Raw genomic sequence first — 25,394 nt, forward strand, 5'->3', positions numbered from 1 at the left:
TCAGCACGGCGTCAACATCATGGAGTTCTGCAAGGCGTACAACGCCGCGACCGAGTCGCAGCGCGGCAACGTCGTCCCCGTGGAGATCACGGTCTACGAGGACCGGACGTTCACGTTCATCCTGAAGACCCCGCCCGCCGCCGAGCTGATCAAGAAGGCCGCCGGCGTGGCCAAGGGCTCCGCCACCCCCCAGTCCGCGAAGGTCGGCCGCCTCACCCGCGACCAGGTGCGCGAGATCGCGCAGACCAAGCAGCCGGACCTGAACGCCAACGACCTCGAGGCGGCCGCGAAGATCATCGCCGGCACCGCGCGGTCCATGGGCATCACGGTCGAGCAGTAGGGAGCGGGAACCATGGCACAGAAGAGCAAGGCGTACCGCGCTGCGGCCGCCAAGATCGAAGAGGGCAAGTTCTACTCGGCCGACGAGGCGCTGAACCTCGCCAAGGAGACCGGGTCGGCGAAGTTCGACTCCACCGTCGAGGTCGCCCTGAAGCTGGGCGTCGACGTGCGCAAGGCGGACCAGATCGTGCGCGGCACGGTCTCCCTGCCGCACGGCACCGGCAAGACCGCCCGCGTCATCGTCTTCGCGATCGGCCCGGCCGCCGAGGCCGCGATCGGCGCAGGCGCGGACGAGGTCGGCGGCGACGAGCTGATCGCCCGCGTCGCTGGCGGCTGGACCGACTTCGACGCCGCCGTCGCGACGCCGGACATGATGGGCAAGGTCGGTCGACTGGGCCGCGTGCTCGGCCCGCGCGGCCTCATGCCGAACCCGCGGACCGGCACCGTGACCCCGGACGCTGCGAAGGCCGTGTCCGAGATCAAGGGCGGCCGCATCGAGTTCCGCACCGACAAGCACTCCAACGTCCACTTCGTGGTCGGCAAGGCCGGATTCACGGAGGAGGCGCTCGCGGAGAACTTCAAGGCCGCGGTCGACGAGATCAACCGGCTCAAGCCCTCCGCCTCGAAGGGCCGCTACATCCAGAAGGCGTCGGTCTCCACGACCTTCGGCCCGGGCATCCCCCTGGACGTCGCCGCGCTCGCGTGACCTGATCCGACCAGAGCTGCGGGGTGGGCCTTCGGGCCCGCCCCGCTCTTTCATTCGTCAGTAGTCGGCGACCTGCACGACCAGCTTGCCGCGGACGTGGCCGTCCTCGAGCAGGCGCTGCGCCTCCGCCATCCGCTCGAGCGGGAACACCCGCTGCACGCTGACGCGGACGTCGCCGGAGGTGATCAGGCGCGCGATCACGGCCAGCGTCGCCGCGTCGGGCACCGTCGTGAACGTCGTCGCCCGCACCTCCGCGCGCTCGGCGTCGGCGAGGAGCGTCGGCCACGAGCCGCTCGGCACGGTGACGAGCAGCCCGCCCGGACGCAGCGCGCGGAGGGAGAGAGGACCGCTGCGGTCGAATCGGTCGGGGGCGAGGTCGAGCACGGCGTCGACCTCGCCGATCACGTCCTCGAACCGCGTCGCGGTGGAGTCGATCGTCTCAGCGGCACCCAGCTCGCGCAACCAGTCGAGGTCGCCCCCGGCGCCGGTGGCGATCACGTGCGCGCCGAAGTAGGCGGCGAGCTGCACGGCGAGGTGCCCGACGCCGCTCGCTCCCGCGTGGACGAGCAGGCGCTGGCCCTCGTGCGCCTTCGCCAGCTCGACCACCGCGCCCCATGCGGTCAGCGCTGCGAGGGGCACCGCCGCCGCGTCCGCGTGCGAGAGCACCTTCGGCTTCAGCGCGAGCTGCTGCGCCGGCACCGTCACGTACTCCGCGAAGCTGCCCGCCGACCGGGGGGCGGCGCTCACCCCGTAGACCTCGTCGCCGGGCTGGAGGCGGAACGCCTCGTACGGCGTCCGGATCACGACGCCGCTGAAGTCGTGCCCGAGCACCGCCGGGAACCCGGCCACCCCGGCGGCGGCGCCGGCTCCGGACCTGGTCGACACGTCGATCGGGTTGAGGCCGGCTGCGACCACGCGGACGAGCACCTCTCCCAGCACCGGCTCGGGACGGGGCACCTCGGCGATGCGCAGCGCACCGACGTCGCCGAACCGGTCGGTCACGGCCGCCCGCATGAGGCCGACCGGCGTCGGCGCGGTCACGGCGGCCGTCTCGCCACGGAGCGTCATCGGGTCTCCCGTCGTCGAGTCGTGCGAGGCGACGCCCATTCCATCGGCTCCGTGATTCCGTGCTGTTTCCGGGACGTCACCAGGATGGAACGGTTGGCCCGCGGAGGCCCAGCGCGAGCGAAGAGTGCAGTCCGACGGGGATCGGGTGCACGCGGCACCCGAAGTGGGGGACCGTGTCGTGCACGGTCGCGCGGGCCTCCGTGCATAGTTTGTGCTCCTGGCGAGGCCACCCGGCAGCGCGGTAGAGGCGACGGCGAAGCAGGTTGACCATGGGCACCACACGGATGTTCCGGATCCGCCGAGCCAGGCTGGTCCCGGTCGCGCTCACCACGGCCGCCCTGTGCTCTGCCCTGATCGGCGCATCGGTCACAGGCACGCTCTCCGCGTTTCAGGCGAGCATCACGAACTCGAGCAACACGGCCGCCGCCGGTTCGCTGACGATGCAGGAGACGGGGTCGGGCGGCACCACGTGCCTCAGCTCGTCCGGCACCAACAACAACTACGCGAGCTGCAGCGGCATCAACAAGTACGGCGGCACCGTCACCCCGTTCACGCCAGGGGCGGTGCACACGCAGACCGTCGCGTTCGCGAACACCGGGGTGTCCGCGGTCAACAGCTTCACGCTCGCTCCCGGCACCTGCACGAAGTCCGGAGGCAGCGGTTCGGGGTCGGCCTCCGACTCGACCAACCTGTGCGACAGCCTGTCGCTGACCGTGACGTGCGTGCAGACCGGCGGTCCGTCCCCGGCGACGGTCGTCAACGCGCAGACGCTGACCGCCGTGCAGGCGCAGACCTACACGATGCCGGCGGGCTGCATCCCGCAGGCCTCGAGCGGGAACACGATCACGTTCACCTTCTCGCTCGCGATGTCGACCGCGGCGAACGTCAACACCGTTCAGGGCCAGCAGGTGAGCCAGCCTCTCACCTGGACCTTCACCGGCGCGTGAGCCCGGATCCTCCCCCGTCCGGGGGGAGGATCCCCTCGCGGGCACCGTGCTCGGCGGGGAGGTGGGGACGTGGCCGAGACCATGCCCATCCGCGTGATCGCGCCCGCCGCCGTCCGGCCCCTCACGATCCTGCGGCACCACCGACGCGAGCTGCTCGCGATCGCGGCCGCCGGCCTGATCGTCGCCGTGCTCGGGATCGCGTGGGCCGCGGGGCTGCGTGCCTTCATCGTCGAGTCGCCGTCCATGGGCCGCGCGGCGCCGGTCGGCAGCCTCGTCGTCGGTGACGCCGACGCCCCGGTGCAGGTCGGGGACCTGATCACCTTCCAGCCGCCGGGGACGCTGGTCGCTCCGTACACGCACCGGGTCGTCGCCCGCGGCCCGTCGGGCTTCCGCACGAAGGGGGACATCAACGGCCGGGCCGATCCCTGGACCGTGACGCCCGCGATGGTCGTCTCGCGTGCGACCGCCGTCGTGCCCGGGGTCGGCTGGCTCGTGCGGGCAGCGCCGTACCTGCTCGTCGCGCTGGTCGCGGCCCAGCTGCTCGGACTCCTGATCCGCTCGCCCGCGGTGCGCTGGTCCGTCCGGACGGCGATGGTCTCCATCGGGCTGGCCGCCGTGTCATGGACGCTGAAGCCCTTCACGGGCTACGTCCTGCTCCAGTCCAGCGCGGAGGACGACGGCATGCGGGCGACCGTCGTGTCCACCGCGCTGCTGCCCCTGCGGCTGGCGACGTCGGACGGTCGGCACATCGAGCTCGCGACCGGAGAGGTGGGCCACCTGCTCATGCCGCGTCTCGCCGGCGGTCGGGTGACGATGACGGCCCAGCTCGGTCTCGACCCGTTCGGCTGGGTGGTCGTCGCCCTGCTCTGCCTCCTCCCTGTGATCCTCGTGCTGGTGCTCGGTGTCCCCGTGGAGGAGGCCGAGGATGCAGCGGTCTGACCGCCGCCGAGCGGGTGGTCTCGTGTTCACGGCGTCGGCGCTGCTCCTCCTCGGCGGCGTCGCCGCGTCGGTGCCCAGCACCCTGAGCGCGTTCACGGGCTCGGTGACGAACACCGTCGACACGGCTGCTGCGAAGAACCGCTTCACCTGTGCCGACGTGTTCGCCGAGCCGGCTCGGCGCGACACCGCGTTCTTCGAGTACGGTCTGCGCGACGAGGCGGGCGCCTCGGCTGCGGCCGACTCCGGCTCGGCGGGCAACGACGGCAAGTACGTCGGTGAGCGCGGCCAGGACCCCGACTCCCCGCGGGCGTGCCCCGCTGACGCGGGGACCCCCTACCGACTGGACGGCAAGTCCAGCCTCGTCATCACGTCGAAGCCGTCGCGCACGATCCGCCAGGACTTCTCGATCGAGATCTGGTTCCGCACGAGCGCCGTCAGCGAGAAGCTCGTCGGCTTCGAGGACGTGCAGGACGGAACCGCGTCCCACTACGACAAGCACCTCTACATCGATTCCTCCGGGATCCTCGACTACGGCGTCTACGACGGGGACACGACGACGCTGACGACGAGGTCGCCGGTGAACGACGGGCTCTGGCACCAGGCCGTCGCGACGACCTCCTCGTCCGATGGATCGTCGTTGTACCTCGACGGCGTCCAGGTCGCAGCGGACCCGAGGAAGGTGCTCGCTGAGGACTACGCGGGCTACTGGCGGATCGGCCAGGGGCGGACGGAGGGCTGGCCTGGCGCGCCCTCGACGTCCTCGTTCACCGGCTCGCTCGCCTTCGCGGGTGCGTACGCCACGGTGCTGAGCCCCGACGACGTCGGCCTCGCCTGGACGATCGGTCGTCCTGGTCCTCCGGCCGACACGAAGGTCGCTGCGCCGGCGCCGTCCTCGACGGCCGGCGCCGCACCGAGCGAGAAGGCGGCGCCGATCGCGACCGCGGATCCCACCACGAGCCCGCGATCCGCCGGCGCGACACGCGCGACGGCGCCCGCGGCGACGAGTCAGCCCGTCTCGACCGCACCCGGATCCGACGCCGTGTCATCGGCGCAGTGAGCGGACGGACGCCGGACCGGCGCACGGACGCGGGCCGGTCCGCCGGTCCGGCGATCAGACCTTCGCGGACGCCTTCTCGCTGACCCGGCCCTGCTTCAGGTGGATGCGGCGCTCGGCGCGGTGCGCGACCCACGAGTCGTGCGTCACGACGATCAGGGTCAGCCCGCGGTCCCGCCACACGGTCTCGAGCAGCCCGACGATCTCGCCCCGCGTGTCCTCGTCGAGCGCGCCGGTCGGCTCGTCCGCGAGCAGCACCGCCGGCTGCTTCACGAGCGCGCGGGCGATCGCCACGCGCTGCTGCTGCCCGCCGGACAGCTCGCTCGGCAGGTGCTCCAGCCGGTCGCCGAGCGCGACGGACTCGAGCGCCTGCTTCGCGCGCTCCCGCCGCTCGCGCGCGTCGACGTGGGTCGGTGCGAGCGCGGTCTCCACGTTCTCCTGCGCGGTCAGCGTCGGGATCAGGTTGAAGCTCTGGAACACGAACCCGATCCTCGTGGCGCGCATGCGGGTGAGCTCGGAGGAGCCCATCCTGCCGAGATCGGCGCCGTCGAGCCGGATCGTGCCGGACGTCGGCTTGTCGAGGGCGCCCAGCAGCTGCAGCAGCGTCGACTTGCCGCCGCCCGTCTGCCCCTGCACGGCGACGAACTCGCCGTCCGCGATCGTGAGGTCCACGTCGACGAGCGCCGGGACGGGACGGCCGCCCTGGCGGTAGGTCTTCGAGACGCGTTCGAGCTCGTACATGGTGGGGATCTCCTCCTCGGGGTCCGGGTGCCTACGCGACGCTGCGCAGCGCCTCGGCGGGGCGGAGGCGCGACGCGCGCCAGCCGCCGAACGCGCCGGCGATCAGCCCGCCGAGCACCGCCAGGGCGACGGCGAGCACGATCGCCGACGGCGTGACGGGGAGGTCGAGCACGATGTCGGAGGCAGCGGTCGCCGCGGTGCCGGCCGCCTGGCCGAACCCCCCGGGCGCCCCGCTGGGCGCGGCGCCGCCGACTCCTCCGAACGCGAAGCCCCGACCGGCTGCAGCGGCGGACGCGGTGAGCGTCGGATGGACCAGGTCGACGACCAGGATGGCGACGAGGGCGAGCACGATGCCGATCGCGCCGCCGATGAGGCCCTGCACGAACGACTCGCCCGCGATCTGGCCGACGATGCGGCGGTCGCTCCAGCCGATCGCCTTCAGCGTGCCGAGCTCGCGGGTGCGGCGGGTCACGCCGGAGACGGTGAACAGGACCGCGATCAGGAAGGCCGCGGCGAGCACCAGCACGGAGAGCCACAGGCCGAGCGAGTTCGCGAGCGACGCGGCGGTCGACAGGGAGCCCGTCACGGTGGAGGCGAGGTCGGCCTGCGTGTTCACGGTCATCGAGGAGCCGAGCGTCGTCTGCAGCGAGGCCTTCACCGCGTCGATCTGCGCCGCGCTGGTCGCCTCGACGTAGACGCTCGAGACCTTGCTCTTCTCGCCCGCGAGCGTCTGCGCGGTGTCGAGCGGGATGTAGACGTTCGACCCGGAGGCGCCGGACGTCGCCGTCGACTTCACGATGCCGACGACGTCGAACGACGTGCCGCCGAGGGCGACGGTCGTGCCGACCGTCTTGCTCGCGCTGGTGGCGTAGTCGGCGTCGAGGACGGCGACGTCCTTGCCGGCGTCGGACGCCGTCAGCGAGCGGCCCTTCGTCAGCGTCGCCGCGGTGAGCGGGCCGATGGTCGCGCCCTTCACGTCGTAGCCGAGGACGGAGATCCGGTCCACGCCGAACGAGCTGCCGCCCGCGCCGTCCGGCCCGCCGGTCGGCTGCGTGGAGCCGCTGCCGCGCTGGCCGAAGCCGCCTTCGCGCTGCGTCGGCAGCTCGCCGCTGAACGTCGTGTTCGAGAGGCTGAGCACCCCGGTCGCGGCCTTGACGCCGAGCGTCTGCTCCGCCTTCGTCACGGCCGTCGACGCGAACGTCGTGGTGCCCGGCTCGGTCCGCAGCCGGCTGCGGCTGATCGACTGCGTGCCGCCGGAGGTGCTGCCCGAGCCCGCCCCGAACTGGAAGTCCTGCCTCCCGCCGTTCGCCGCGGCCGCACTCGCGGGCTCCGTGACCGTGATGTCCGTGCCCACGCCGTACACGTTCTGCAGCGCCGTGCCCTGCGCGTCCCTGACCCCTGCCGCCGCCGCGGTGACGAGGACGACGAGGGCGATGGCGAGCGCCATGCCGACGGCGATGATGGTCGTCTGCCGTCGGCGGCTCGCCAGCTCGCGGCGCAGGTAGGTTCCGAACACGGACGGGACGCTAGGGCGGAACCTGAACGGGACCTGTCGGTTCACCTCTGCGTTCCGTAAGAGCTCGAAGGCCGCGTGCTCCTGCGGACATGGATTGCTCCCAGGATCCGCATCACCCGTCCTCATGCGGTTCATAGGGTTCTGCGGTTCTCTCGATCACGTGTCCATGACCCGTTCCGCCGCCTCCGATGCCGCGCCGCAGAGCCGTCCCCGCCTGAAGCACCCCGACGGCAGCCCCATCCGCGTGCTCGTCGTCGACGACGAGCCGACGCTCACCGACCTGCTCCAGATGGCCCTCCGCTACGAGGGCTGGGAGGTCAAGACCGCCTCCGACGGCCGCAGGGCTCTGGCGCTCGCCCGCGAGTTCCGCCCCGACGCGATCGTGCTGGACATGATGCTGCCGGACATCGACGGCATGCAGGTGCTGTCCCGCGTGCGGCAGGACGGGCAGCAGACCGCGGTCCTGTTCCTCACGGCGAAGGACTCGCTCGAGGACCGCATCAACGGCCTCACCGCCGGCGGCGACGACTACGTCACGAAGCCCTTCAGCCTGGAGGAGCTCGTCGCGCGCCTCCGGGGCCTGATCCGCCGCTCGATGCTGACCGCCAGCGAGGAGGAGGACCCGCGCCTCGTCGTCGGCGACCTGGTGCTCGACGAGGACAGCCACGAGGTGTCGCGCGACGGCGAGCAGATCGACCTCACCGCGACCGAGTTCGAGCTGCTGCGCTACCTGATGCGCAACCCGCGCCGCGTCCTGTCGAAGACGCAGATCCTCGACCGGGTGTGGAACTACGACTTCGGCGGCAAGTCCAGCGTTGTCGAGATCTACATCTCCTACCTGCGCCGCAAGCTCGACGCCGGCCGCAAGCCGATGATCCACACCGTGCGCGGCGCGGGGTACATGCTGAAGGCAGCGGAGTAATCCGCCTCCCTCCCCCCTCCCGAAGGTCCACCATGCGGTTCTCGAGCTGGACGCTCCGCAGCCGGCTCATCGGTCTCACGGTGCTGCTCGTCGCGGTGACGAGCGTGCTCATCGGCGGCGTGATGACCGTGGTCATCCGCAACGTCGTGTCGACGCAGTTCGACAACAGCATCTCCGGGCTGGTCCGCGGGCCGACCCAGGCGCTGCTTTCTGCGGCCCAGGGCGACGGGCAGTTCATCGAGCGGAGCGACTCGATAGTCGCCGTGTACCTGCCGAGCTTCGGCGGCTACGCGGAGGGCACGCATTACTCGGTGCCCAGCGGAGCAAGCACCGCGAGCACGCTGGACAAGAAGGCCCTCAGCTCCTCCGCCATCGCAGCGATCCAGTCCACCGCGAGATCGGTGGTCTCCTCCGAACCTCGAGGGGGCTACGTCGATGTCGACGTCCCGGGCGTCGGTGCGTACCGGTTCGCCGTGAGCGGGGTCTCCCAGCAGGGAGCCGACGCCGTCTACGTCGGACGACCCCTGTCCGAGTTTAACAAGTCGTTCCTCAGCTACGTCGCGCCCATCGCGGTCGTCGTCGTGCTGGCGATCGTGCTCGCGGGGCTGCTCGGCGCGCTCATCGTGGGGCGTGCGCTGCGGCCGCTGCGCCGGGTCGCAGCTGTCGCCTCCAACGTCGCGTCGCTGCCGCTCGAACGAGGGGACGTCGACCTGCCCGAGCGCGTACCCGAGGACGACACGAACCCCCACACCGAAGTCGGCCAGGTCGGATCCGCACTGAACAACCTGCTCGACTCGGTGGAGAGCGCGCTCGCCGTGCGGCAGGCGAGCGAGGAGAAGGTGCGGCACTTCGTCGCCGACGCGAGCCACGAGCTGCGCACGCCGCTCGCCTCCATCCGCGGCTACGCCGAGCTGACGCGGCGGTTCGGCGGCGACCTCGGCGAGGACGTGCAGCACAACATCGGCCGGATCGAGTCGGAGGCGATCCGGATGACGAGCCTCGTCGAGGACCTGCTGCTGCTCGCCCGGCTCGACGCGGAGCGCGAGCTGGAGACGCGCGACGTCGATCTCTCCCGCCTGCTCGTCGACGCGATCGGCGACGCGCACGCGGCCGGCGGCGACCACGAGTGGGACCTGGACCTGCCGGAGGAGCCGGTGGTCGTCCGGGGCGACGAGGCGAGGCTGCAGCAGGTGTTCACCAACCTGCTGGCGAACGCGCGCGTGCACACGCCCGCCGGGACGCACGTGACCGTCGAGTTGGCGGCGCCGAAGGACGGTCACGTGATCGCCCGCGTGCGCGACGACGGCCCCGGCATCCCGGAGCAGCTGCGGCCCGCGCTGTTCGGACGGTTCGTGCGCGGCGACGCCTCCCGCAACCGGGCGACCGGCAGCACCGGGCTCGGCCTCTCGATCGTGAACGCCGTCGTGCAGGCGCACCACGGCACCGTCTCCGTCGCCTCCGAGCCGGGCGCGACCGTGTTCACCGTGCAGCTGCCGGTCGAGCAGCCGGTCGCCGCGAAGTCCGCCCCGACGCAGGAGCCCCAGCCCGCCTGATCACGTCCGCAGCTGCGAGCGCTTCGGCAGGGCAGAACGCGTTCGGCAGGACAGAACCGGCCGAATTCGCCTGCTCAAGCCGTTCTGTCATGCTCAAGCCCTCGCGGAGCAGTCCGGGCGAGCGGCTGCGCTGGACGAGGAATCCAGCAGGACCGCGAGGGATCCAGCAGGACAGGGGGAGGGCTTCAGCAGGACAGAACGCGTTAGGCAGGACAGAATCGGCCGAATTCGCCTGCTCAAGCCGTGCTGTCCTGCTCAAGCCCTCGAATCGTCCTGCTCGAGCGAGCGCGCCTGCTCGAGCCCTCGAGCGCGTGACCTCGAGCCCTCGAGGGCGGGCTACTTCTTCGTGAGGTGGGTCTTCTCGAGGAGGACGCGGTCGGGGTCGGGGTCGCTGACCGTCGGGATCGGCGCGTTCTCCAGGCCCGAGATCAGGGTGGTCGGCAGCGACACCGCCAGCGCGCCCCAGGACACGGCCGTCGTGAGCCCGCCCTCGAGATCGATGACGGAGCCGCCCTCGGCGCCCCGGGACCCCTCCCGGATCGAGTGGCCGAGGAATCCGGCGAGGGTGGCGTCGCCCGCACCCGTCGTGTTCACGAGCTGCGGCGCGACCGCCGCGCCCCAGACCGCGCTGTCCGCCGAGATCGCGAGCGCGCCGTCCGCGCCCAGCGAGACCAGCGCGATCTCGACGCCCTGCGCGTTCAGCTCGCGGCCCGCGTCGAGCGCCTCGCCGACCGTCTCCAGGTTCCGCCCGACGAGGTTCGCCAGCTCGTCCGCGTTCGGCTTGATCAGGTTGACGAGCCCGCTCGGCACGAGCCGGTCGAGCGGCACGCCGCTGGTGTCCAGCGCGACGCGCGCGCCCGCCTCCCGGGCCCGCTCGAACAGCGACGTCATGTCGACGTAGTCGCCGGTGTCGCTGTTGAACGGGTGCGTGCCGGAGGCGCACAGCCAGTCGGCGTCCATGTCGACGATCTGCTCGACGGTCAGGTCCACGACGCGGTCCCAGTCGGTCGTCGACATCGGGATCGCGGACTGGTTCACGTTCGTGGTGCGGCCGCCGTCCTCGACGATCGCCGTGTTCACGCGGATCCGCCCCTGGATCGGCACGATCCGCAGGATGTGCGGGTACGGCGTGCGGAACAGCAGGTGCTCGTCGTCGCGACCGATCGGCATCACGGCGGCGACCGGCGTGCGCGCGAGGTGCAGCGTGCGGGCCACGTTCAGGCCCTTGCCGCTCATGTACTCGTGGACCTCGACGGCCCGGTTCACCTTGCCGGGCGCCATGGAGGCGACGAGGTAGGTGCGGTCGAGGACCGGGGCAGGGGTCAGGGTGACGACGCCGCTCACGGAACGTCCTTCCAGATCGCGCGAAGACCGGGGGCGCACCCGCACGGTCTGCTGCACTCTACTGAGCGGGGTCCGCCGCCTCCTCCGCCGCGAGGCGGCGGCTGCCCAGCGCGCCGAGCACCGCGACGGCGACCAGCAGCAGCGCGGCGAGCGCGAGCGCGAGCCAGAACGCGACGAGGAGCAGCGCTGCGCCGGAAAGGGCGCCGAGGGCGAGCAGCACGACCGCGGCGAGCCGGCGGAACCACGTCTGACCGGTGCTGCGGCCCAGCCGCGAGTCGAACGCGAGGGCCGCGAGCGTCGACGTGATCACCACGGTCGTGACGTCGGTCACCGCGATGTGACGCGCGGCTCCGGCCTGCATGCCCATCGCGATCGCGAGCAGCGCCGTGACCGGCAGGCCGAGTGCCGGGTCGGCCGGCGTGGTGGTGATGAAGGCGGTGGGCACCAGCGCGACGAGCAGCAGCCCCGCGACGATCGACAGCACCGTGGTGTCGCGGCGGTGCCAGCCCTTCGGGACGCCGCGGAGGAAGCGCCCGGCCACGGCCGCGCCGACGACGAACCCCGCCAGCGCGACGATCGGCCCGACGATCGGCAGGCCGTCCTGACCGGTGAGGCCCATCGCCAGGATCACGACGTTGCCGGTCATGTTGGCCGTGAACACCTTGTCGAGACCGAGGTACCCGATGGCATCGACGACGCCGGTCGAGAAGGTGAGCACGAGCATGAGACCCAGGTGCAGCCGGCCCTGATCGCGCAGCATCCCGCTCCTCGAGCGTTCGTGGTGGTCTCGAGGCTCGCTGCGCTCGCACCGCCTCCAGCGTATTGGCGGCCTGCCGCTACCGTTGGCCCGACCCCTCGGAGGTGGCATGCGGTTCGACCTCTCCCGCTGGACGGCGGTCCAGCCCGGCTCCGACGCCGCGGTCTACCTGCCGGCGACGCCGGGGACCGTGCTGTGGGGCCGGCTGCCGTGCGCCGCCGACCGCCCGGCGCTGTCGGTCGCGTCCGGCACGGTCGTGACCGTCGACACGCTCTCGCACGAGGGGCTGCTGCCGGACCAGGGGCAGGACCCGCTCGCGTTCTTCGCGCGGGAGGGGGTGCCGCCCGAGCTGGTGCTCGACGACGCGGTGCGGATCGCCGCCGAGTCCGTGCACGACGAATCGGACGGCCCGCACGTCGTCACCGGGCCGATCGGCGTGCAGGGCGCTCAGCCTGGCGACCTGCTGCGCATCGACGTCCTGACCCTCGAGCCGCGGGTGCCCTACGGCGTCGTGTCCAACCGCCACGGGCGCGGCGCCCTGCCGGGGGAGTACCCGCAGGTCCCCGGCAGCGTGAGCGTCTTCGCGGCCGTGGAGGAGGCGGGGGACGGGCTGGTCGGGCTGCTGCCCCGCACCGCCGACGGCGACGCGGTCGCGCGGTTCCCGCTCGCCCCGTTCCTCGGCATCATGGGCGTCGCGGCGGCGGGCGACGTGCGGCCGCACTCCGTGCCGCCGGGCGCCTACGGCGGCAACATCGACGTGAACCTGCTGGTCGAGGGCGCCGCGCTGCTGCTGCCCGTGCAGGTGCCGGAGGCGCTGGCGTACGTCGGCGACCCCCACTTCGCGCAGGGTGACGGCGAGGTCGCGCTGACCGCGATGGAGGCCTCCCTCCGCGCGGCCCTGCGCCTGTCCGTGGTCCCGCGCGCGGAGGCCGAGGCCGAGTACGGCGTCGTCACCGGCCCACTGGTCATCACGCCCGAGTACCTCGTGCCGACGGGCCTGAGCGAGGACCTCGACGAGGCGGTGCAGCGCTGCGTGCGCGCCGCGATCGAGCTGCTGCATGCCCGCTTCGGCATGGACCGCCCGAACGCGCTCGCGTACCTGTCGGCGGCGACCGACTTCGACATCTCGCAGGTCGTCGACGTCGTCAAGGGCGTGCATGCCAGGATCCGCGTCGCGGACTTCGATGGCTGACCTCCCGGTCGACGCGTCCGCGCCGGTGCACGCCGACGCCGACCCGCCCGCGGGCCTGCTCGACGCCTTCTGGCGCTACGAGCGCGCGCTGATGGCGGACGACGTGCCGGCGCTGGACGCCCTGTTCGCCGACGGGCCGCAGACGCTCCGGGGCGACGCGGGCGGCCTGCTCGTCGGGCACGACGCGATCGCCGCGTTCCGCCGGGGACGGGGCGGGGCGCCGCAGCGGCGGGTCGCCGCCGTGCACGTGCGGACGATCGACTCCGCCGCCGCGCTCGTCGTCGCCGAGCTCGCGCCCGCCGCCGGCGGCCGCGGCCAGCAGACGCAGCTGTGGCGACGCGGTGACGCCGGATGGCAGGTCGCGGTCGCGCACGTCAGCGGACCGGTCCCGGCCGTCGACCTGCGGATCTGGCGTCGGGTCGGCACGCCGCTGCTCCCGGGGGAGCGCACCGGCCCGCTCGCCGGGCACCGGGTGGCGGTGAAGGACCTGTTCGCGATCGCCGGGCACCGCATCGGCGCCGGCGTCCCGGCCTGGCTCGACGCCGCCGCGGTCGAGCCCGCCACCGCCTCCGCCGTGCAGGCGCTGCTCGACGCGGGCGCTGAGGTGACGGGCATCGCCAGGACGGACGAGCTCGCGTACTCGATCGCCGGCGCGAACCCGCACTACGGCACCCCGCCGAACGCGCGGGTGCCGGGTGGCCTGCCGGGCGGCTCCTCCAGCGGGCCCGCCTCCGCGGTCGCGCTCGGGCAGGCGTCGATCGGCCTGGCGACCGACACGGGCGGCTCCATCCGAGTCCCGGCGTCGTACCAGGGGCTGTGGGGGCTGCGGACGACGCACGACCGGGTCGCGCGCGACGGGATGCTGCCGCTCGCCCCCTCCTTCGACACGATCGGCTGGCTGGCCCGCGACCGCGCTGTGCTCGCGGCGTGCTCCCGGGCCTCGGCGATCGCTGCACCAGCGGTGCCGCTGCCCGACCGCCTCGTGATCGCGCCGCGGCTGCTCGCCGCCCTCGATCCGCCGGTGCGCGACGCGGTGGAGGGCTGGGCCGCGCGGCACGGCGCGGCGGACGAGGTCGAACTCGGCGACGTCGCCGCCGCGCAGGAGGCGTTCCGCGTCGTGCAGGCGTTCGAGGCGTGGCAGTCGGACGGCGCCTGGCTCACGGCCCACCCCGGTGCGGTGTCCGGCGCGGTCGCCGAGCGGTTCCGCGTCGCCGCCGCGATCCCGGCCGACGAGGCGGCTCGGGCGAGGGACGACCTCGCCGCGCACCGCGAGCGGTTCGAGGCGGCCCTGGTCGGCGCGGTGCTGGTGCTCCCCTCCACCGCGTCGATCGCCCCGCAGGCGACCGTCGATCCGGAGGAGGTCGACCGCGTCCGCACGCAGACGCTGCGGCTCACCTGCGTCGCGGGGATCCTCGGCGCCCCCGCGCTCTCGGCGCCGCTGCTGGAGGTGCAGGGTGCTCCGCTCGGGATCTGCCTCGTCGGCCCGAGGGACAGCGACGACGCGCTGATCCACCGCGCCGCCGGATTCCGTTTCGAAGGAACTCCTTCGCCGTCGAGCAAGAGGTTCCTTCAGAACGGAACGTCACGAGACTGAAACGACCGTTGCCGTACGATCGAGCGGAGGAACACCGGTTGCAGACGAGGAGCAGCATGCCCGCAGGCCCGATCGACCCGCCCGCCCGGCTGCTGATGGGACCCGGCCCGATCACCGTGTACCCGCGGGTGCTGCAGGCGATGTCCGCCCAGCTCGTCGGTCAGTACGACCCCTTCATGACGGCGACGATGGCGGAGACGCAGGCGCTCTACCGCGAGGTCTTCGTCACGGACAACGACGCGACGCTGCTCGTGGACGGCACCTCCCGCGCCGGCATCGAGGCCGCGCTCGTCTCCCTCGTCGCGCCCGGGGACCGGGTGCTCGTGCCGCGCTTCGGCCGCTTCGGACACCTGCTGGTCGAGATCGCGGAGCGCTGCGGCGCCGAGGTGCACACCATCGACGTGCCCTGGGGGCAGGTGTTCGCGCCGGAGGCGATCGAGGCGGCGATTCGCGAGGTGCGCCCGAAGGTGCTCGCGATCGTGCACGGCGACACCTCCACGACGGTCGCGCAGCCGCTCGACGAGCTCGGCGCGATCTGCCGCGCGCACGACGTGCTGCTGTACTGCGACACCACCGCGACGCTCGGCGGCAACGAGTTCCTGACCGACGCCTGGGGCCTCGACGCGGTGACCGCCGGCCTGCAGAAGTGCCTCGGCGGCCCCTCCGGGTCCGCCCCGATCACCCTCTCGTCCCGCGCGGTCGAGGTGATCGAGAGCCGCAAGAGCATCGAGGCCGGCATCCGTGACGCGGACTCCGTCGTGCGCGCCGATCGCATCCGCTCCAACTACTTCGATCTCGGCCAGATCCTCGACTACTGGGGCCCGAAGCGGCTCAACCACCACACCGAGGCGACGACCATGCTGTACGGCGCCCGCGAGTGCGCCCGCCTCCTGCTGGAGGAGGGCATCGGCGCGGCCGTCGCCCGGCACCGCCTGCACGGCGACGCGATGCTCGCCGGGGTGCAGGGACTCGGCCTCGCGGTCTTCGGCGACGTCGCGCACCGGATGACGAACGTCGTCGGCGTCGAGATCCCGGAGGGGATCGCCGGCGACGCCGTGCGCGCCGAGCTGCTCGAGGACTACGGGATCGAGATCGGCACCTCCTTCGGGCCGCTGCACGGCCGGGTCTGGCGCATCGGGACCATGGGCTACAACGCCCGCCGCGACGCGGTGCTGGTCACGCTCGCCGCGCTCGAGGCCGTGCTGAGGCGGCACGGTGCGCCGGTGCCGACCGGAGGCGGCACGGAGGCGGCGCAGGGCGTCTACGGCGCGGTCGCGTGAGCGCCCGCACGGCTCCAGTCGGCGCGGCGCGGGCGCTCGCTCGCTGCGAGGCACTGGCCGGCCTCACCTCCATGGCGGGCGGGCTGGAGCGGGTCTCCCTGTCGCCAGAGCACCGGGCGGCCAACGCGATGGTCGGCGACTGGATGCGGGAGGCGGGGCTGACCGTGTGGCAGGACGCCGCCGGCAACGTGTGCGGCCGGCTCGAGGGGGAGCGCGACGGGCTGCCTGCGCTCGTGCTCGGCAGCCACCTCGACACCGTGACGGATGCGGGCCGGTACGACGGGATGCTCGGCGTGCTGCTCGCGATCGAGGTCGCCGACCGGCTCGAGGCGGGCACCCTGCCGTTCGCGCTCGAGCTGATCGGCTTCACCGACGAGGAGGGCACCCGGTTCGGCAACGCCCTCTTCGGGTCCCGCGCGTTCGCGGGGAAGGTCGGCGAGGCGTGGCTGGCCACCCCCGACCGCAAGGGCGTCACCGTCCGCCAGGCGATGACGGAGTTCGGGCTGGACTCGGACCGGATCGGCGACGCGGCGAGGCGTCCCGAGGACCTGGTCGGCTACCTCGAGACGCACATCGAGCAGGGCCCGCACCTGCTCGACGCCGATCGGGCGCTCGGCGTCGTCACCTCGATCGCGGGCGCGCGGCGCTTCGCGCTGCAGGTCACCGGGCGCGCCGGGCACGCCGGCGGCACCCCGTACGCCCGTCGGCGGGACGCGCTCGTCGCGGCCGCCGAGATCGTGGTCGCGATCGAGCGGATCTCGATCGAGACGCGGACCATCGGGACCGTGGGCCGCATCCGCGCCTTCCCCGGCGGCGTCAACGTCGTGCCGGGCGCCGCCCGCTTCTCCCTCGACCTCCGCGCCGAGACGGACGCCGCGCGCGACGCCGCCTTCGACCGCATCGACGCCTTCGCCCGCGAGGTCTGCGAGCGGCGCGGGGTCGCCTGGCGCCACGACGAGTTCTACCGGGCCGACACGACGACCTGCGACCCGGCGCTCGTCGCCGCCGTCGAGGCCGGCGTCCGGGCCACCGGCGACGGCGACCCGATGCGCATCTGGAGCCGGGCGGGCCACGACGGAATGGCCGTCGCCGACGTCACCGGGGTCGCGATGCTCTTCCTCCGCTGCGGCAACGACGGCATCAGCCACCATCCCGACGAGACGGTCACGGAGGCGGACACCGCCGCAGCGCTCGACGCGTTCGAGGCGACCGTGCAGGCCGTCGCCGCGCAGCGCCGAGCGTGACCGGCCCGACCCTCGCGACGCGGATCGACGAGGCGTGGACCGGGCTGACCCCGCACGAGCAGCGCGTCGCCGGCTTCCTCCGGTCCCGGCCGGAGGAGTCCGCGCTGTACAACTCGAGCGAGCTAGCCCGGCTGACCGGGGTGTCGAAGGCGACGGTGTCCCGGCTGTTCCGACGGCTCGGCTTCACCGGGTCGCAGGAGGTGCGCGACCTGCTGCGCGCCCAGCGCACGGCGGGGGTGCCGGTCGTCGTCGACGCGCTCGCGGATGCCGCCGCCGTCTCGCTCGCCAGGGACGTCGGCAACCTGCAGCGGTTCGCCGCGGCCCTCGACACCGGGGCGCTGGGGGCAGCGGCCGCCGCGATCGCCGCGGCGCCGCGGGTCGTGGTGACCGGCTTCCGGTCCGGGTTCCCGATCGCGGCCCTGCTGCGGCAGGCGCTCGCGCAGGCACGGGCGGACGTGCGGCTGGTGCCGGAGGCGGCGCAGACGATCGCGGAGGAGCTGGTCGGGCTCGGTCCGGAGGACGCCGTCGTGATCGTGGGCCTGCGCCGGCGTCCCTCCGGCTTCGGCGAGATGGCCGCCGCCGCCCGGGCGATCACGCCGAACCTCGTCCTGATCGCGGATCCCACCCTGCGTCCGACCGCCGCCCGCTGGCGGTTCGACGTGCCGATCGAGTCGGCGTCGCCCTTCGACTCCTACGCGGCCGCGGCGTCGCTCGTCAGCGTCCTCGCGGGCGAGGTGCTCGCCCGCTGCGGCGCCGAGGGCGCCGAACGGGTCCGCTCGATCGACCGGGCCTACGCGGCGCTGGGCGAGCTCGAGCCCTCCTGATCTCATTTCGAAGGCGATCCGGTCGACCAGATCGCCTTCACAATGGAGGACGGTCGACGTCCTCGCCCGAGAACAGGTCGCCGCACTCCACGTGCGTCACGCCGTGCTCCTCGAGGAACGCGCGGCCGCCGCGATCGCCGCGCAGCGCGTCCCGGAACGCGTCCCAGTGGTCGCGACCGAGCAGCACCGGATGCCCCGGCACCCCGCCGAAGACCGCGCGAGCCAGCACGTCGCGCTCGGTGCCCTCGGCGAGCACGCGGGCCACGACCGAGCCGGGCAGACCCGGCAGGTCGACCAGCGTCACGAGCGCGGCGTCCGCCTCCGGCAGCGCCGCCATCCCCGCGGCCAGGGAGGCGCCCATCCCGCTCCGCCAGCGGCTCGCGACGACGACCGACGCACCGCGCGGCACGAGCGGGCGCGCGGCGTCGGCCTCCGCGCCGAGCACGACGACGACCCGCTCGCAGCCGGCGTCGACCAGCAGCGCGACCGCGCGGCCTACCCACGGCTCGCCCGATGGCGTCCGGGCCAGCGCCTTCGGCCCGCCGAACCGGGTTCCGGCGCCCGCCGCGAGCACCAGCCCGACCAGATCCGTCACGTCGGACCTCCGAGTTCGTCAGCAAGCGCTTGCGGCCCGTACGGTGTCCCATCGTGCCCATCACCAGGACCGCGCCCAGCCGCGAGCTGATCCGGTGGCGGAACGCCGTGTTCACCATCTTCGCGCTCTGCGGCTTCCTGTTCGCGAGCTGGGCGAGCCGCGTGCCCGCCGTCCGCGACATCCTCGGCGCGAGCACGCAGGAGATGGGCTTCCTGATCCTCGGCATGAGCGCCGGATCGATCGTCGGCGTGATCGCCGCGAGTCACATCGTCGCCCGGCTCGGTGCGACGCGGACCATCCTGGTCGTCTACAGCGTGGTGAGCGTCGGCATGATCGCGCTCGGCCCGATCGTCACGTTCGCGCCCTCCTTCCTCCCGATCTTCCTCGTGCTGATCACGCTGGGCGGCTCGAGCATCGTGGACGTCGCGATGAACCTGTCCGGGGCCGCGAACGAGCGGGCGATCGGGCGGACGATCATGCCGCTGTTCCACGCCGCCTTCAGCGGCGGCACGGTCGCCGGAGCGGGCGTCGGCGCGCTGCTGGAGGCGTGGGGCGTGCCGATCGGGTTCCACTTCTCCGGCGTCGGGATCCTGTCGCTGGTCGTCACGTTCGTCCTCGTCCGCTTCCTCCAGCCGGCCGAGCAGCCGCTCGAGCACGGGGAGGAGCCCGCCCCTGGCGGCTTCCTCAGCCGGCTCGCGGTGTGGAAGGACCCGCGCGTCCTCCTGATCGGCGTCATCGTGCTCGGGATGGCGTTCGCGGAGGGCAGCGCGAACGACTGGCTGAGCCTCGCGATGGTCGACGGGCACGGCTTCGACAACGCGGGCGGCGCCGCGGTGCTGAGCCTCTTCCTCGCCGCCATGACCGCCGGCAGGATCGGCGGCGTGTTCGTGCTCGACCGCTTCGGTCGCGTGCCCGTCCTGCGCGCCTCCGCGGCGCTGGCGGTGGTCGGGCTGCTGATGGTGATCTTCGTGCCCGTCGACGCGCTGGTCGTGGTCGGCGTGGTCCTGTGGGGGATCGGTGCCTCGCTCGGCTTCCCCGTGGGCATGTCCGCGGCGGCGGACGACCCGCGCACCGCGACCGCGACCGTCGGCGCCGTCGCGACCATCGGCTACACGGCGTTCCTGGTCGGGCCGCCCCTGATCGGCCTGATCGGGCAGCAGACCGGCATCCTGCTGGCGCTGCTGGTCGTGCTGGTGCTCATCGCCGCCGCGGGCCTCGCCTCCGGTGCCGCTCGGCCGGTGAGCACCCGGGCCGTCGCCCCGGAGCCGGCGGGAGGCGCTCACTAGGCTGGATCGGTGCTCGATCCGCGTTCCGCCGACGGCCTCGACCGGCTCGCCGCGGCGCTCGGCATCGGCCGGTGGGTGGAGGAGGTCGCCGACGGCGGCCCCTACGCGGACGTCGACGCGCTGGTCGCCGCAGGGCTGCGTGCGGCTGCCGGGATCACCGACGCCGAGCTCGACGAGGCCGTCGCGCACCACCCGCGCATCGGGCAGCGGTCGGCAGGCAGCGGCGCCTCCGACCGGCTGTCGCAGGGTGAGCAGGCGGGGCTCGGCGCGAACGACGAGGGCGTCGACGCCGCGATCGCGAAGGGCAACGAGGTCTACGAGCAGCGGTTCGGCCGCGTGTTCCTGATCCGCGCCGCGGGCCGGTCCCGGCAGGAGGTGCTGGACGAGCTGCAGCGCCGGCTGAAGCAGGACGAGATCCAGGAGGCCGAGGAGGCGAAGGAGCAGCTGCGGCAGATCGCCGCCCTGCGGATCGCCGCCCTGTTCGGGGAGGACGTATGAGCCAGGTCACGACGCACGTGCTCGATGCCGCCTTCGGTACGCCGGCGGTCGGCGTCGGGGTGGGGCTCGACCGGCAGACCGACGACGGCTGGCGCGAGGTCGCCAGCGGGGCGACCGACGCCGACGGCCGCATCCCCGAGCTGGGGCCCGAGCGCCTCGAGAGCGGGGTCTTCCGGCTGACGTTCGCGACGGGCGACTACTTCGAGGCGACGAGGCGGCCGAGCTTCTACCCGGAGGTGCAGGTCACCTTCCGCGTCTCCGGCACCGAGCACTACCACGTGCCCCTGCTGCTGAGCCCGTTCTCCTACAGCACCTACCGCGGGTCCTGACCGGCTCGGTCCGGAACCGGGGGAACCCGAGCCGGATCCATGCCGCTCGCGGCATCAGACGGCGAGCGCCTCCAGCGAGCGGATCGTCGCGTCCGGCTGCGGCTGGTCCGCCTCCCGCCCGGTGCCGCGGCGGTCGAGCCAGACGCCGCGGATGCCGACCGCCATCGCGCCCGCGACGTCGTGCCACAGGTGGTCGCCGACGAGCAGCGCCTCGGCCGCGAGGACGCCGCCGCGCGCGAGCGCGACCTCGAAGATCGCCGGGTCGGGCTTCTTCACCCCGACCTCGCTCGAGATGATCAGCGGATCGAGCCGGCCCGTCAGCCCCGTCGCGTCGAGCTTCTCCCGCTGCACCACCGAGGCCCCGTTCGTGACCATGCCGACGCGGATCCCGGCCGCCGCCAGCGCTTCGAGCGCGGGCAGCACGTCCGGGAACAGCCGGAAGGAGGCGCGCTCCTCCTCCGCCCAGATCGCGACGGCCCGGTCCACCACGGCGTCGCCCTCGAGCCCGCACGCCTCGAGCGTCGCCCGCCACGGGTCGCGGCCGACCTCGTCCCCGCGCCTCCCGCCGAGCATGTAGTCGTCCTCGACGTCCGGCCAGAGCCGCTGCCAGGCGGCGGTGTTCGCGGCGACCAGGTCGTCGGCGGAGACGCCGGGCAGATCCGCCGCGAGCGCCGCGCACGTCGCCCGCATCGCGGCGGGCAGCCCGGAGCCGTCGAGCAGGGTGCCGTCGAGGTCGAGCAGCACGAGGGACGTCACCCTCCCATGCTCGCGGATCCGCAGCTCTTCCGCGGCGCGCCGGTGCGGGGCTCGATCCTGCGGCGCGTCGCCGCAGCTCTGCTGAACCGCGAGAGGTCTGCGGATCAGCGGACGTCAGGTGAGGCCGGTGTACGCGAGCCAGGCGTCGCCGGCCGGAGGCGCGTCGTCCCGCAGCGCGGACGCGAAGATCAGGCCGTAGGGCCGGTCGTCCGCGTTGAACACCTCGTTCGCGTTCTCCTCGTCGAACCGTGAGAAGTCGACGGGGAAGTGGTGCTTGTTCGGGGCCACGAGGCGGATCTCGGTGATCCGCGGGAACGCCTCCAGCGCTGCGCGGCCCATGTGCCAGAGCGTCTGCTGCAGCGCGAGGCTGTCGAGCGTCGCGAACCGCTCGAGCATCACCGCCTTGACCTCGTCGTACATCGCGTTCCAGTCGACGTCGTCCTCAGGATCGGTGACGCGCCACCGCGCGGTGAGCGACGTGGCCATCACGCGGTCCTCGGTCGGCTGGAGCAGCGTGTACTCGTCGACCAGGAAGTCCTTGAAGCGGCTGCCGGTGCTCTTCAGGACGACCAGGTCCTTGAAGCCCTGCACGACGTGCGTCGCGGCGGGTTCGAGCGTGATCGCCGCCGTCCGCACCTCCTGGCCCGTCCGCACGAAGGTGTGGTCGTGCGGCACCCCGCCGACGACGGCGCGCGTCCAGTCGTAGCGCTCGATCTCGATGCGGGCCGCGTCCACCGGCTCGTACCCGTCGACGAAGTGGCGGGCGAGCGCCAGCCCGTACCGCTCGACCGGGTCCGGGTTCACCTTCTTGGACCAGACGTACGCGGTCCACTTCTGCGTGTCCGTGGGCAGCACGCTGCGCTGGTCGCCCTCGAGGTACGCCGCGTCGAACCGGCCCCGCAGCGCGGACGACACGTTCAGGTCGGTGATCTCGTGCCGCGCGGTGTCCCGGACGATCCGCACCACGCGGGTCTCCGCCTTGCCGTACTGATGGGGGCCGAGCACGATGGACATGCGCCGAGCCTGGCACCGGCGTGTGTCCCGCGTGTTTCCGTGCTGCAGGAGATCCATGACCGACGCCCCGACCCTGCTCGCCGCCTACGACGCGCAGCTGCGGGGCGAGAACGAGGTGCTCGGCGCGACCACCCGGGTCCGCCTCGGGCCGCTGTGGGTGGCCACCTGGGGTCGCCGCCGCGGCTTCATCACCGCCGCGGATCCGGAGGCCGTCGCCCTCGCCGACCCGCGGGCGCTCGTCGCGGAGGCGCTGGAAGCCGCCGCCGCGGATCCGGAGGTGGCCGTCGTCGAGTGGAAGACGCGAGGGCACGACCGGGATGCGGGCCTGCTCGACGCGCTCGTCGCCGCCGGCTTCGTGCCGCAGGAGCCGGAGTCGATCATGATCGGCGCCGCCCAGCTGCTCGCCCTCGACCTGCCCCTGCCGGACGGCGTGACCCTGCGGGCCGCCACGACGCCGGAGGACGTGCGGCGCGGGTCGGCCGCGGCCGACCGGGCGTTCGGGGAGGAGCCGGACGAGGACCGGGTGGCCGAGACCATGGCGCGGATCGCCGGCGGCGACGAGCTGTGGATCGCGGAGGCGGGCGGCGAGATCGTGTGCACCGGTCGGCTCTCGCCGGTGCCCGGCACGGAGTTCGCCGGCATCTGGGGTGGAGCGACCGACGCCGCGTGGCGACGCCGCGGGATCTACCGGGCGCTGACCGCCGAGCGCGCGAAGTCGGCGGTGCGCAGGGGCGTCCGCTACATCAACAGCGACTCGACCGAGGGCTCCCGCCCGATCCTCGAGCGCGGCGGCTTCACGAAGGTGTCGACGACGACGCCGTACGAGTGGCACCGGGGGACGCCGGGCGGGTGAGCAGCCGGCCTCTCGCCTCCCCGTCGAGGTCGATCGGGCTGCCCGCCAGCCAGGTCCCGCGCACGACGCCGACCAGGTCGTGCCCGATGTACGCGCTGACCCGGTTCCGGTACCGCAGCTCCGTCGCGTCGATGCGGTGCGGCGCCTCCGGCGCGAAGACCGCGAGATCGGCGTCCGCACCCGCGGCGATGCGTCCCTTCGTCGTCAGGCCGGCGAAGTCGGCGGTGCTGCGGCTGAACCAGCCGACGACCCGCTCGAGCGGCACGCCCCGGCGCCGCGCCTCGGTCCACACGGCAGGCAGACCGAACTGCAGCCCCGAGATCCCGCCCCACGCGACCTGGAAGTCGCCCGCCCCGGCGAACTTCCGCTCCGCCGTGGAGGGGGAGTGGTCGCTCACCACGAGGTCGATCGTCCCGTCCAGCAGGGCGGCCCAGAGCAGGTCCTGGTTCGCGGCGTCGCGGATCGGCGGGCAGCACTTGTACTGCGTCGCGCCGTCCGGGATGTGCGCCTCGTCGAAGACGAGGTAGTGCGGGCAGGTCTCCGCGGTGACGCGCAGCCCCTCCGCCTTCGCCGCCCGGATCAGCGGCACGGCGGCGGCCGCGGAGAGGTGGAGGATGTGCGCCCGCCCGCCGGTGCGGCGCAGCCCGTCCAGGACCGCCTCGATCGCCGTGGTCTCCGCCTCCTCCGGTCGGGACTCGACGAACGCCGGGTAGTGCGGCCCGCCGGCGTTCGCGTGCCGCACCAGCACCTCCGGATCCTCCGCGTGCACGATCAGCAGCCCGTCGAACGCCGCCAGCTCGTCGAGGGCGGCGTCGAGGCGCTCCCGGTCGAGATGCGGGAACTCGTCGACGCCGGACGGCGCGAGGAAGCACTTGAAGCCGAACACCCCCGCGTCCCACAGCGCCCGCAGGTGGCCGAGGGAGTCCGGCACCGCGCCGCCCCAGAACCCGACGTCGATCACGCTCGACGGTGCCGCCGACGCGCGCTTCACCGCGAGCGCGGCCGGGTCGATCGTCGGCGGGATCGAGTTCAGGGGCATGTCGATCAGCGTCGTGACGCCGCCGGCCGCTGCCGCCGTGGTCGCGGTGCGGAAGCCCTCCCACTCGGTGCGCCCGGGCTCGTTGACGTGCACGTGCGTGTCGACCAGCCCGGGCAGCAGCACCTCGTCGTCGGCGAGCCGGATCGCGTCCGCGGGCGCCTCGTGGAGGGGGGCGACGCGCAGGATCCGCCCCGCCTCGACGACCACGGCCGCCGGCCGGAACGCGCCGTCGACGAGCACGCGGTCGCCCGCGATCACGACGTCCACCATCAGAACTCCCTCCGCCGGGTGCGGCGAGTCAACCAGGGCCGTTTTTCCGGCAGATGTCGCGCGATCGGTCCCCGTCGTCCGCACGGTCGCGCACACTGACCCCATGACCGCACCCGTGCAGCAGGGGCCGGAGGCGGACCGGCCCGGCGCCCGACCGCTCGCGGCGCATCGACCCGGGCGGCGGACCGTGCTGCTCGTCGCGGCGGCCGCGCTCGTCGTCGGCTGCGGATCCCTGGTGCTCCTCGCGCTCGACGCCGGCGCCGGGGTCGACGGCCGCACGAGCGCCCCGCCCTGGCCCGCACCGGGCGACGTCGAGCAGCGCGCGCGGGCCGCGGGGCTCACGATGCTGACGAAGGAGGGCACGGTGCTGCACCTCCACGAGCACCTGTCGATCACGGTCGACGGGAAGGCCGTGACCGTGCCGGCGCACATCGGGATCGACGTGCCGGCCGACCGGTACTCGCCGATCCACACGCACGACAGGACGGGCGTGCTGCACGTCGAGTCGCCGGTGCAGCGGACGTTCCGGCTCGGCCAGGCCTTCACGGAGTGGGACGTGGCGCTCGGCGAGGGCCGGATCAGCGGCTACCGCGACGGCCGCGACGGCGTGCGGGTCGGGATGTTCGTCGACCGCCGGCCGTTCCGCGGCGACCCGCGCACGATCGTCCTCCGCGAGAGGCAGGACCTCGACCTGGTCGTCACCACCGACGGGTCGGTCCCCCGTCCGCCGGCGG

The 25,394-nt window shown here is 73.4% G+C and carries 25 protein-coding genes and 1 pseudogene; 17 read left to right on the forward strand and 9 right to left on the reverse strand.

The features are described 5' to 3' along the window. Together rplK and rplA are read left to right on the forward strand one after the other, a co-directional pair. On the forward strand, positions 1–340 hold a 340-nt coding region (rplK, locus tag ACFE60_RS07380), incomplete at its 5' end, for a 50S ribosomal protein L11 (protein WP_375388206.1). 12 nt (positions 341–352) lie between these two features. Further along, positions 353–1,045: a 50S ribosomal protein L1 gene (gene rplA, locus ACFE60_RS07385; RefSeq protein WP_375388207.1), complete on the forward strand. Its 693-nt coding sequence runs from the start codon at positions 353–355 to the stop codon at positions 1,043–1,045. Positions 1,046–1,102: 57 nt separating this feature from the next. Here the strand turns inward: rplA and ACFE60_RS07390 are convergent, their stop codons facing one another. Next, positions 1,103–2,113 carry an NADP-dependent oxidoreductase gene (locus ACFE60_RS07390; protein WP_375388208.1) on the reverse strand — a complete coding sequence of 337 codons (1,011 nt, stop codon included), beginning with the start codon at positions 2,111–2,113 and terminating at the stop codon, positions 1,103–1,105. A 269-nt stretch (positions 2,114–2,382) separates the two neighbouring features. On the opposite strand from ACFE60_RS07390, the gene ACFE60_RS07395 reads away from it, so the two are divergent. From ACFE60_RS07395 to ACFE60_RS07405, 3 genes are all read left to right on the forward strand, one after another. Further along, positions 2,383–3,060, forward strand: coding sequence for a hypothetical protein (locus ACFE60_RS07395; RefSeq protein ID WP_375388209.1), 678 nt, complete (start codon positions 2,383–2,385; stop codon positions 3,058–3,060). Between the two features lie 69 nt (positions 3,061–3,129). Further along, entirely contained in the window at positions 3,130–3,999 is an 870-nt protein-coding gene (locus tag ACFE60_RS07400; RefSeq protein WP_375388210.1) for a S26 family signal peptidase, read from the forward strand. Continuing rightward, positions 3,986–5,056, forward strand: coding sequence for a LamG-like jellyroll fold domain-containing protein (locus ACFE60_RS07405; RefSeq protein WP_375388211.1), 1,071 nt, complete (start codon positions 3,986–3,988; stop codon positions 5,054–5,056). Before ACFE60_RS07400 ends, ACFE60_RS07405 begins: the two co-directional genes overlap by 14 nt. Before the next feature lie 54 nt (positions 5,057–5,110). Here the strand turns inward: ACFE60_RS07405 and ACFE60_RS07410 are convergent, their stop codons facing one another. Both ACFE60_RS07410 and ACFE60_RS07415 read right to left on the reverse strand, forming a co-directional pair. Then, positions 5,111–5,794, reverse strand: coding sequence for an ABC transporter ATP-binding protein (locus tag ACFE60_RS07410; RefSeq protein ID WP_375388212.1), 684 nt, complete (start codon positions 5,792–5,794; stop codon positions 5,111–5,113). A gap of 31 nt (positions 5,795–5,825) precedes the next feature. Further along, positions 5,826–7,310: an ABC transporter permease gene (locus ACFE60_RS07415; protein WP_375388213.1), complete on the reverse strand. Its 1,485-nt coding sequence runs from the start codon at positions 7,308–7,310 to the stop codon at positions 5,826–5,828. A gap of 166 nt (positions 7,311–7,476) precedes the next feature. Between ACFE60_RS07415 and ACFE60_RS07420 the strand changes: the two genes are divergently transcribed. Continuing rightward, positions 7,477–8,232, forward strand: a complete 756-nt coding sequence (locus ACFE60_RS07420; protein WP_375388214.1) for a response regulator transcription factor — start codon at positions 7,477–7,479, stop codon at positions 8,230–8,232. Between the two features lie 32 nt (positions 8,233–8,264). Next, entirely contained in the window at positions 8,265–9,785 is a 1,521-nt protein-coding gene (locus ACFE60_RS07425; RefSeq protein ID WP_375388215.1) for a sensor histidine kinase, read from the forward strand. Positions 9,786–10,121: 336 nt separating this feature from the next. On the opposite strand, the gene ACFE60_RS07430 is transcribed toward ACFE60_RS07425, so the two are convergent. Both ACFE60_RS07430 and ACFE60_RS07435 read right to left on the reverse strand, forming a co-directional pair. After that, a complete protein-coding gene (locus tag ACFE60_RS07430) occupies positions 10,122–11,129 on the reverse strand; it encodes a 1-phosphofructokinase family hexose kinase (RefSeq protein WP_375388216.1) in 1,008 nt (335 codons plus the stop codon). A gap of 58 nt (positions 11,130–11,187) precedes the next feature. Continuing rightward, complete coding sequence (locus ACFE60_RS07435; RefSeq protein WP_375388217.1) at positions 11,188–11,889, reverse strand: YoaK family protein; 702 nt, start codon at positions 11,887–11,889, stop codon at positions 11,188–11,190. Positions 11,890–11,995: 106 nt separating this feature from the next. Between ACFE60_RS07435 and ACFE60_RS07440 the strand changes: the two genes are divergently transcribed. From ACFE60_RS07440 to ACFE60_RS07460, 5 genes are read left to right on the forward strand one after another with little or no spacing between them, the layout of a single operon-like run. Next, positions 11,996–13,078 carry an acetamidase/formamidase family protein gene (locus ACFE60_RS07440; protein WP_375388218.1) on the forward strand — a complete coding sequence of 361 codons (1,083 nt, stop codon included), beginning with the start codon at positions 11,996–11,998 and terminating at the stop codon, positions 13,076–13,078. Then, positions 13,071–14,672: an AtzH-like domain-containing protein gene (locus ACFE60_RS07445; RefSeq protein ID WP_375388219.1), complete on the forward strand. Its 1,602-nt coding sequence runs from the start codon at positions 13,071–13,073 to the stop codon at positions 14,670–14,672. The genes ACFE60_RS07440 and ACFE60_RS07445 overlap by 8 nt, the downstream gene beginning before the upstream one ends. A 56-nt stretch (positions 14,673–14,728) precedes the next feature. Then, positions 14,729–15,952 (forward strand): pyridoxal-phosphate-dependent aminotransferase family protein, encoded by a 1,224-nt coding sequence (locus ACFE60_RS07450; RefSeq protein ID WP_375388220.1) that lies wholly within the window; start codon positions 14,729–14,731, stop codon positions 15,950–15,952. Beyond that, a complete protein-coding gene (locus tag ACFE60_RS07455; RefSeq protein ID WP_375388221.1) occupies positions 15,949–17,196 on the forward strand; it encodes an allantoate amidohydrolase in 1,248 nt (415 codons plus the stop codon). The genes ACFE60_RS07450 and ACFE60_RS07455 overlap by 4 nt, the downstream gene beginning before the upstream one ends. Then, positions 17,193–18,020 carry a MurR/RpiR family transcriptional regulator gene (locus ACFE60_RS07460; RefSeq protein WP_375388222.1) on the forward strand — a complete coding sequence of 276 codons (828 nt, stop codon included), beginning with the start codon at positions 17,193–17,195 and terminating at the stop codon, positions 18,018–18,020. The genes ACFE60_RS07455 and ACFE60_RS07460 overlap by 4 nt, the downstream gene beginning before the upstream one ends. A 37-nt stretch (positions 18,021–18,057) precedes the next feature. On the opposite strand, the gene ACFE60_RS07465 is transcribed toward ACFE60_RS07460, so the two are convergent. Continuing rightward, on the reverse strand, positions 18,058–18,615 hold the full coding sequence (locus tag ACFE60_RS07465) for an NTP transferase domain-containing protein (protein WP_375388223.1): 558 nt from the start codon (positions 18,613–18,615) through the stop codon (positions 18,058–18,060). Here ACFE60_RS07465 and ACFE60_RS07470 point away from each other — a divergent pair. From ACFE60_RS07470 to uraH, 3 genes are read left to right on the forward strand one after another with little or no spacing between them, the layout of a single operon-like run. Further along, entirely contained in the window at positions 18,534–19,901 is a 1,368-nt protein-coding gene (locus ACFE60_RS07470; protein ID WP_375388224.1) for an MFS transporter, read from the forward strand. The genes ACFE60_RS07465 and ACFE60_RS07470 overlap by 82 nt on opposite strands. Before the next feature lie 9 nt (positions 19,902–19,910). Next, positions 19,911–20,399, forward strand: coding sequence for a 2-oxo-4-hydroxy-4-carboxy-5-ureidoimidazoline decarboxylase (gene uraD, locus ACFE60_RS07475; RefSeq protein ID WP_375388225.1), 489 nt, complete (start codon positions 19,911–19,913; stop codon positions 20,397–20,399). Then, positions 20,396–20,728: a hydroxyisourate hydrolase gene (gene uraH / locus ACFE60_RS07480; RefSeq protein WP_375388226.1), complete on the forward strand. Its 333-nt coding sequence runs from the start codon at positions 20,396–20,398 to the stop codon at positions 20,726–20,728. Before uraD ends, uraH begins: the two co-directional genes overlap by 4 nt. A gap of 54 nt (positions 20,729–20,782) precedes the next feature. On the opposite strand, the gene ACFE60_RS07485 is transcribed toward uraH, so the two are convergent. Both ACFE60_RS07485 and pucL read right to left on the reverse strand, forming a co-directional pair. After that, a complete protein-coding gene (locus tag ACFE60_RS07485; RefSeq protein ID WP_375388227.1) occupies positions 20,783–21,484 on the reverse strand; it encodes an HAD family hydrolase in 702 nt (233 codons plus the stop codon). 114 nt (positions 21,485–21,598) lie between these two features. Beyond that, positions 21,599–22,498, reverse strand: a complete 900-nt coding sequence (gene pucL / locus ACFE60_RS07490; protein WP_375388228.1) for a factor-independent urate hydroxylase — start codon at positions 22,496–22,498, stop codon at positions 21,599–21,601. A 55-nt stretch (positions 22,499–22,553) separates the two neighbouring features. Between pucL and ACFE60_RS07495 the strand changes: the two genes are divergently transcribed. After that, positions 22,554–23,351 (forward strand): GNAT family N-acetyltransferase, encoded by a 798-nt coding sequence (locus ACFE60_RS07495; RefSeq protein ID WP_375388229.1) that lies wholly within the window; start codon positions 22,554–22,556, stop codon positions 23,349–23,351. On the opposite strand, the gene allB is transcribed toward ACFE60_RS07495, so the two are convergent. Beyond that, entirely contained in the window at positions 23,293–24,660 is a 1,368-nt protein-coding gene (gene allB, locus ACFE60_RS07500) for an allantoinase AllB (RefSeq protein ID WP_375388230.1), read from the reverse strand. The genes ACFE60_RS07495 and allB overlap by 59 nt on opposite strands. A gap of 103 nt (positions 24,661–24,763) precedes the next feature. Here allB and ACFE60_RS07505 point away from each other — a divergent pair. Then, positions 24,764–25,394 (forward strand): annotated as a pseudogene (locus ACFE60_RS07505) (hypothetical protein); the annotation flags it as partial.

Origin of the sequence: uncultured Amnibacterium sp. (assembly GCF_964245895.1) — a bacterium.
GTDB lineage: Bacteria > Actinomycetota > Actinomycetes > Actinomycetales > Microbacteriaceae > Amnibacterium.

Excerpts from the sequence above, each read along its gene's own strand:
- rplA (WP_375388207.1), top strand. The coding sequence starts at position 353 with ATGGCACAGAAGAGCAAGGCGTACCGCGCTGCGGCCGCCAAGATCGAA.
- ACFE60_RS07390 (WP_375388208.1), bottom strand. The coding sequence starts at position 2,113 with ATGACGCTCCGTGGCGAGACGGCCGCCGTGACCGCGCCGACGCCGGTC.
- ACFE60_RS07395 (WP_375388209.1), top strand. The coding sequence starts at position 2,383 with ATGGGCACCACACGGATGTTCCGGATCCGCCGAGCCAGGCTGGTCCCG.
- ACFE60_RS07405 (WP_375388211.1), top strand. The coding sequence starts at position 3,986 with ATGCAGCGGTCTGACCGCCGCCGAGCGGGTGGTCTCGTGTTCACGGCG.
- ACFE60_RS07410 (WP_375388212.1), bottom strand. The coding sequence starts at position 5,794 with ATGTACGAGCTCGAACGCGTCTCGAAGACCTACCGCCAGGGCGGCCGT.
- ACFE60_RS07420 (WP_375388214.1), top strand. The coding sequence starts at position 7,477 with ATGACCCGTTCCGCCGCCTCCGATGCCGCGCCGCAGAGCCGTCCCCGC.
- ACFE60_RS07425 (WP_375388215.1), top strand. The coding sequence starts at position 8,265 with ATGCGGTTCTCGAGCTGGACGCTCCGCAGCCGGCTCATCGGTCTCACG.
- ACFE60_RS07435 (WP_375388217.1), bottom strand. The coding sequence starts at position 11,889 with ATGCTGCGCGATCAGGGCCGGCTGCACCTGGGTCTCATGCTCGTGCTC.
- ACFE60_RS07440 (WP_375388218.1), top strand. The coding sequence starts at position 11,996 with ATGCGGTTCGACCTCTCCCGCTGGACGGCGGTCCAGCCCGGCTCCGAC.
- ACFE60_RS07445 (WP_375388219.1), top strand. The coding sequence starts at position 13,071 with ATGGCTGACCTCCCGGTCGACGCGTCCGCGCCGGTGCACGCCGACGCC.
- ACFE60_RS07450 (WP_375388220.1), top strand. The coding sequence starts at position 14,729 with ATGCCCGCAGGCCCGATCGACCCGCCCGCCCGGCTGCTGATGGGACCC.
- ACFE60_RS07470 (WP_375388224.1), top strand. The coding sequence starts at position 18,534 with ATGGCGTCCGGGCCAGCGCCTTCGGCCCGCCGAACCGGGTTCCGGCGC.
- uraH (WP_375388226.1), top strand. The coding sequence starts at position 20,396 with ATGAGCCAGGTCACGACGCACGTGCTCGATGCCGCCTTCGGTACGCCG.
- pucL (WP_375388228.1), bottom strand. The coding sequence starts at position 22,498 with ATGTCCATCGTGCTCGGCCCCCATCAGTACGGCAAGGCGGAGACCCGC.
- ACFE60_RS07495 (WP_375388229.1), top strand. The coding sequence starts at position 22,554 with ATGACCGACGCCCCGACCCTGCTCGCCGCCTACGACGCGCAGCTGCGG.
- allB (WP_375388230.1), bottom strand. The coding sequence starts at position 24,660 with ATGGTGGACGTCGTGATCGCGGGCGACCGCGTGCTCGTCGACGGCGCG.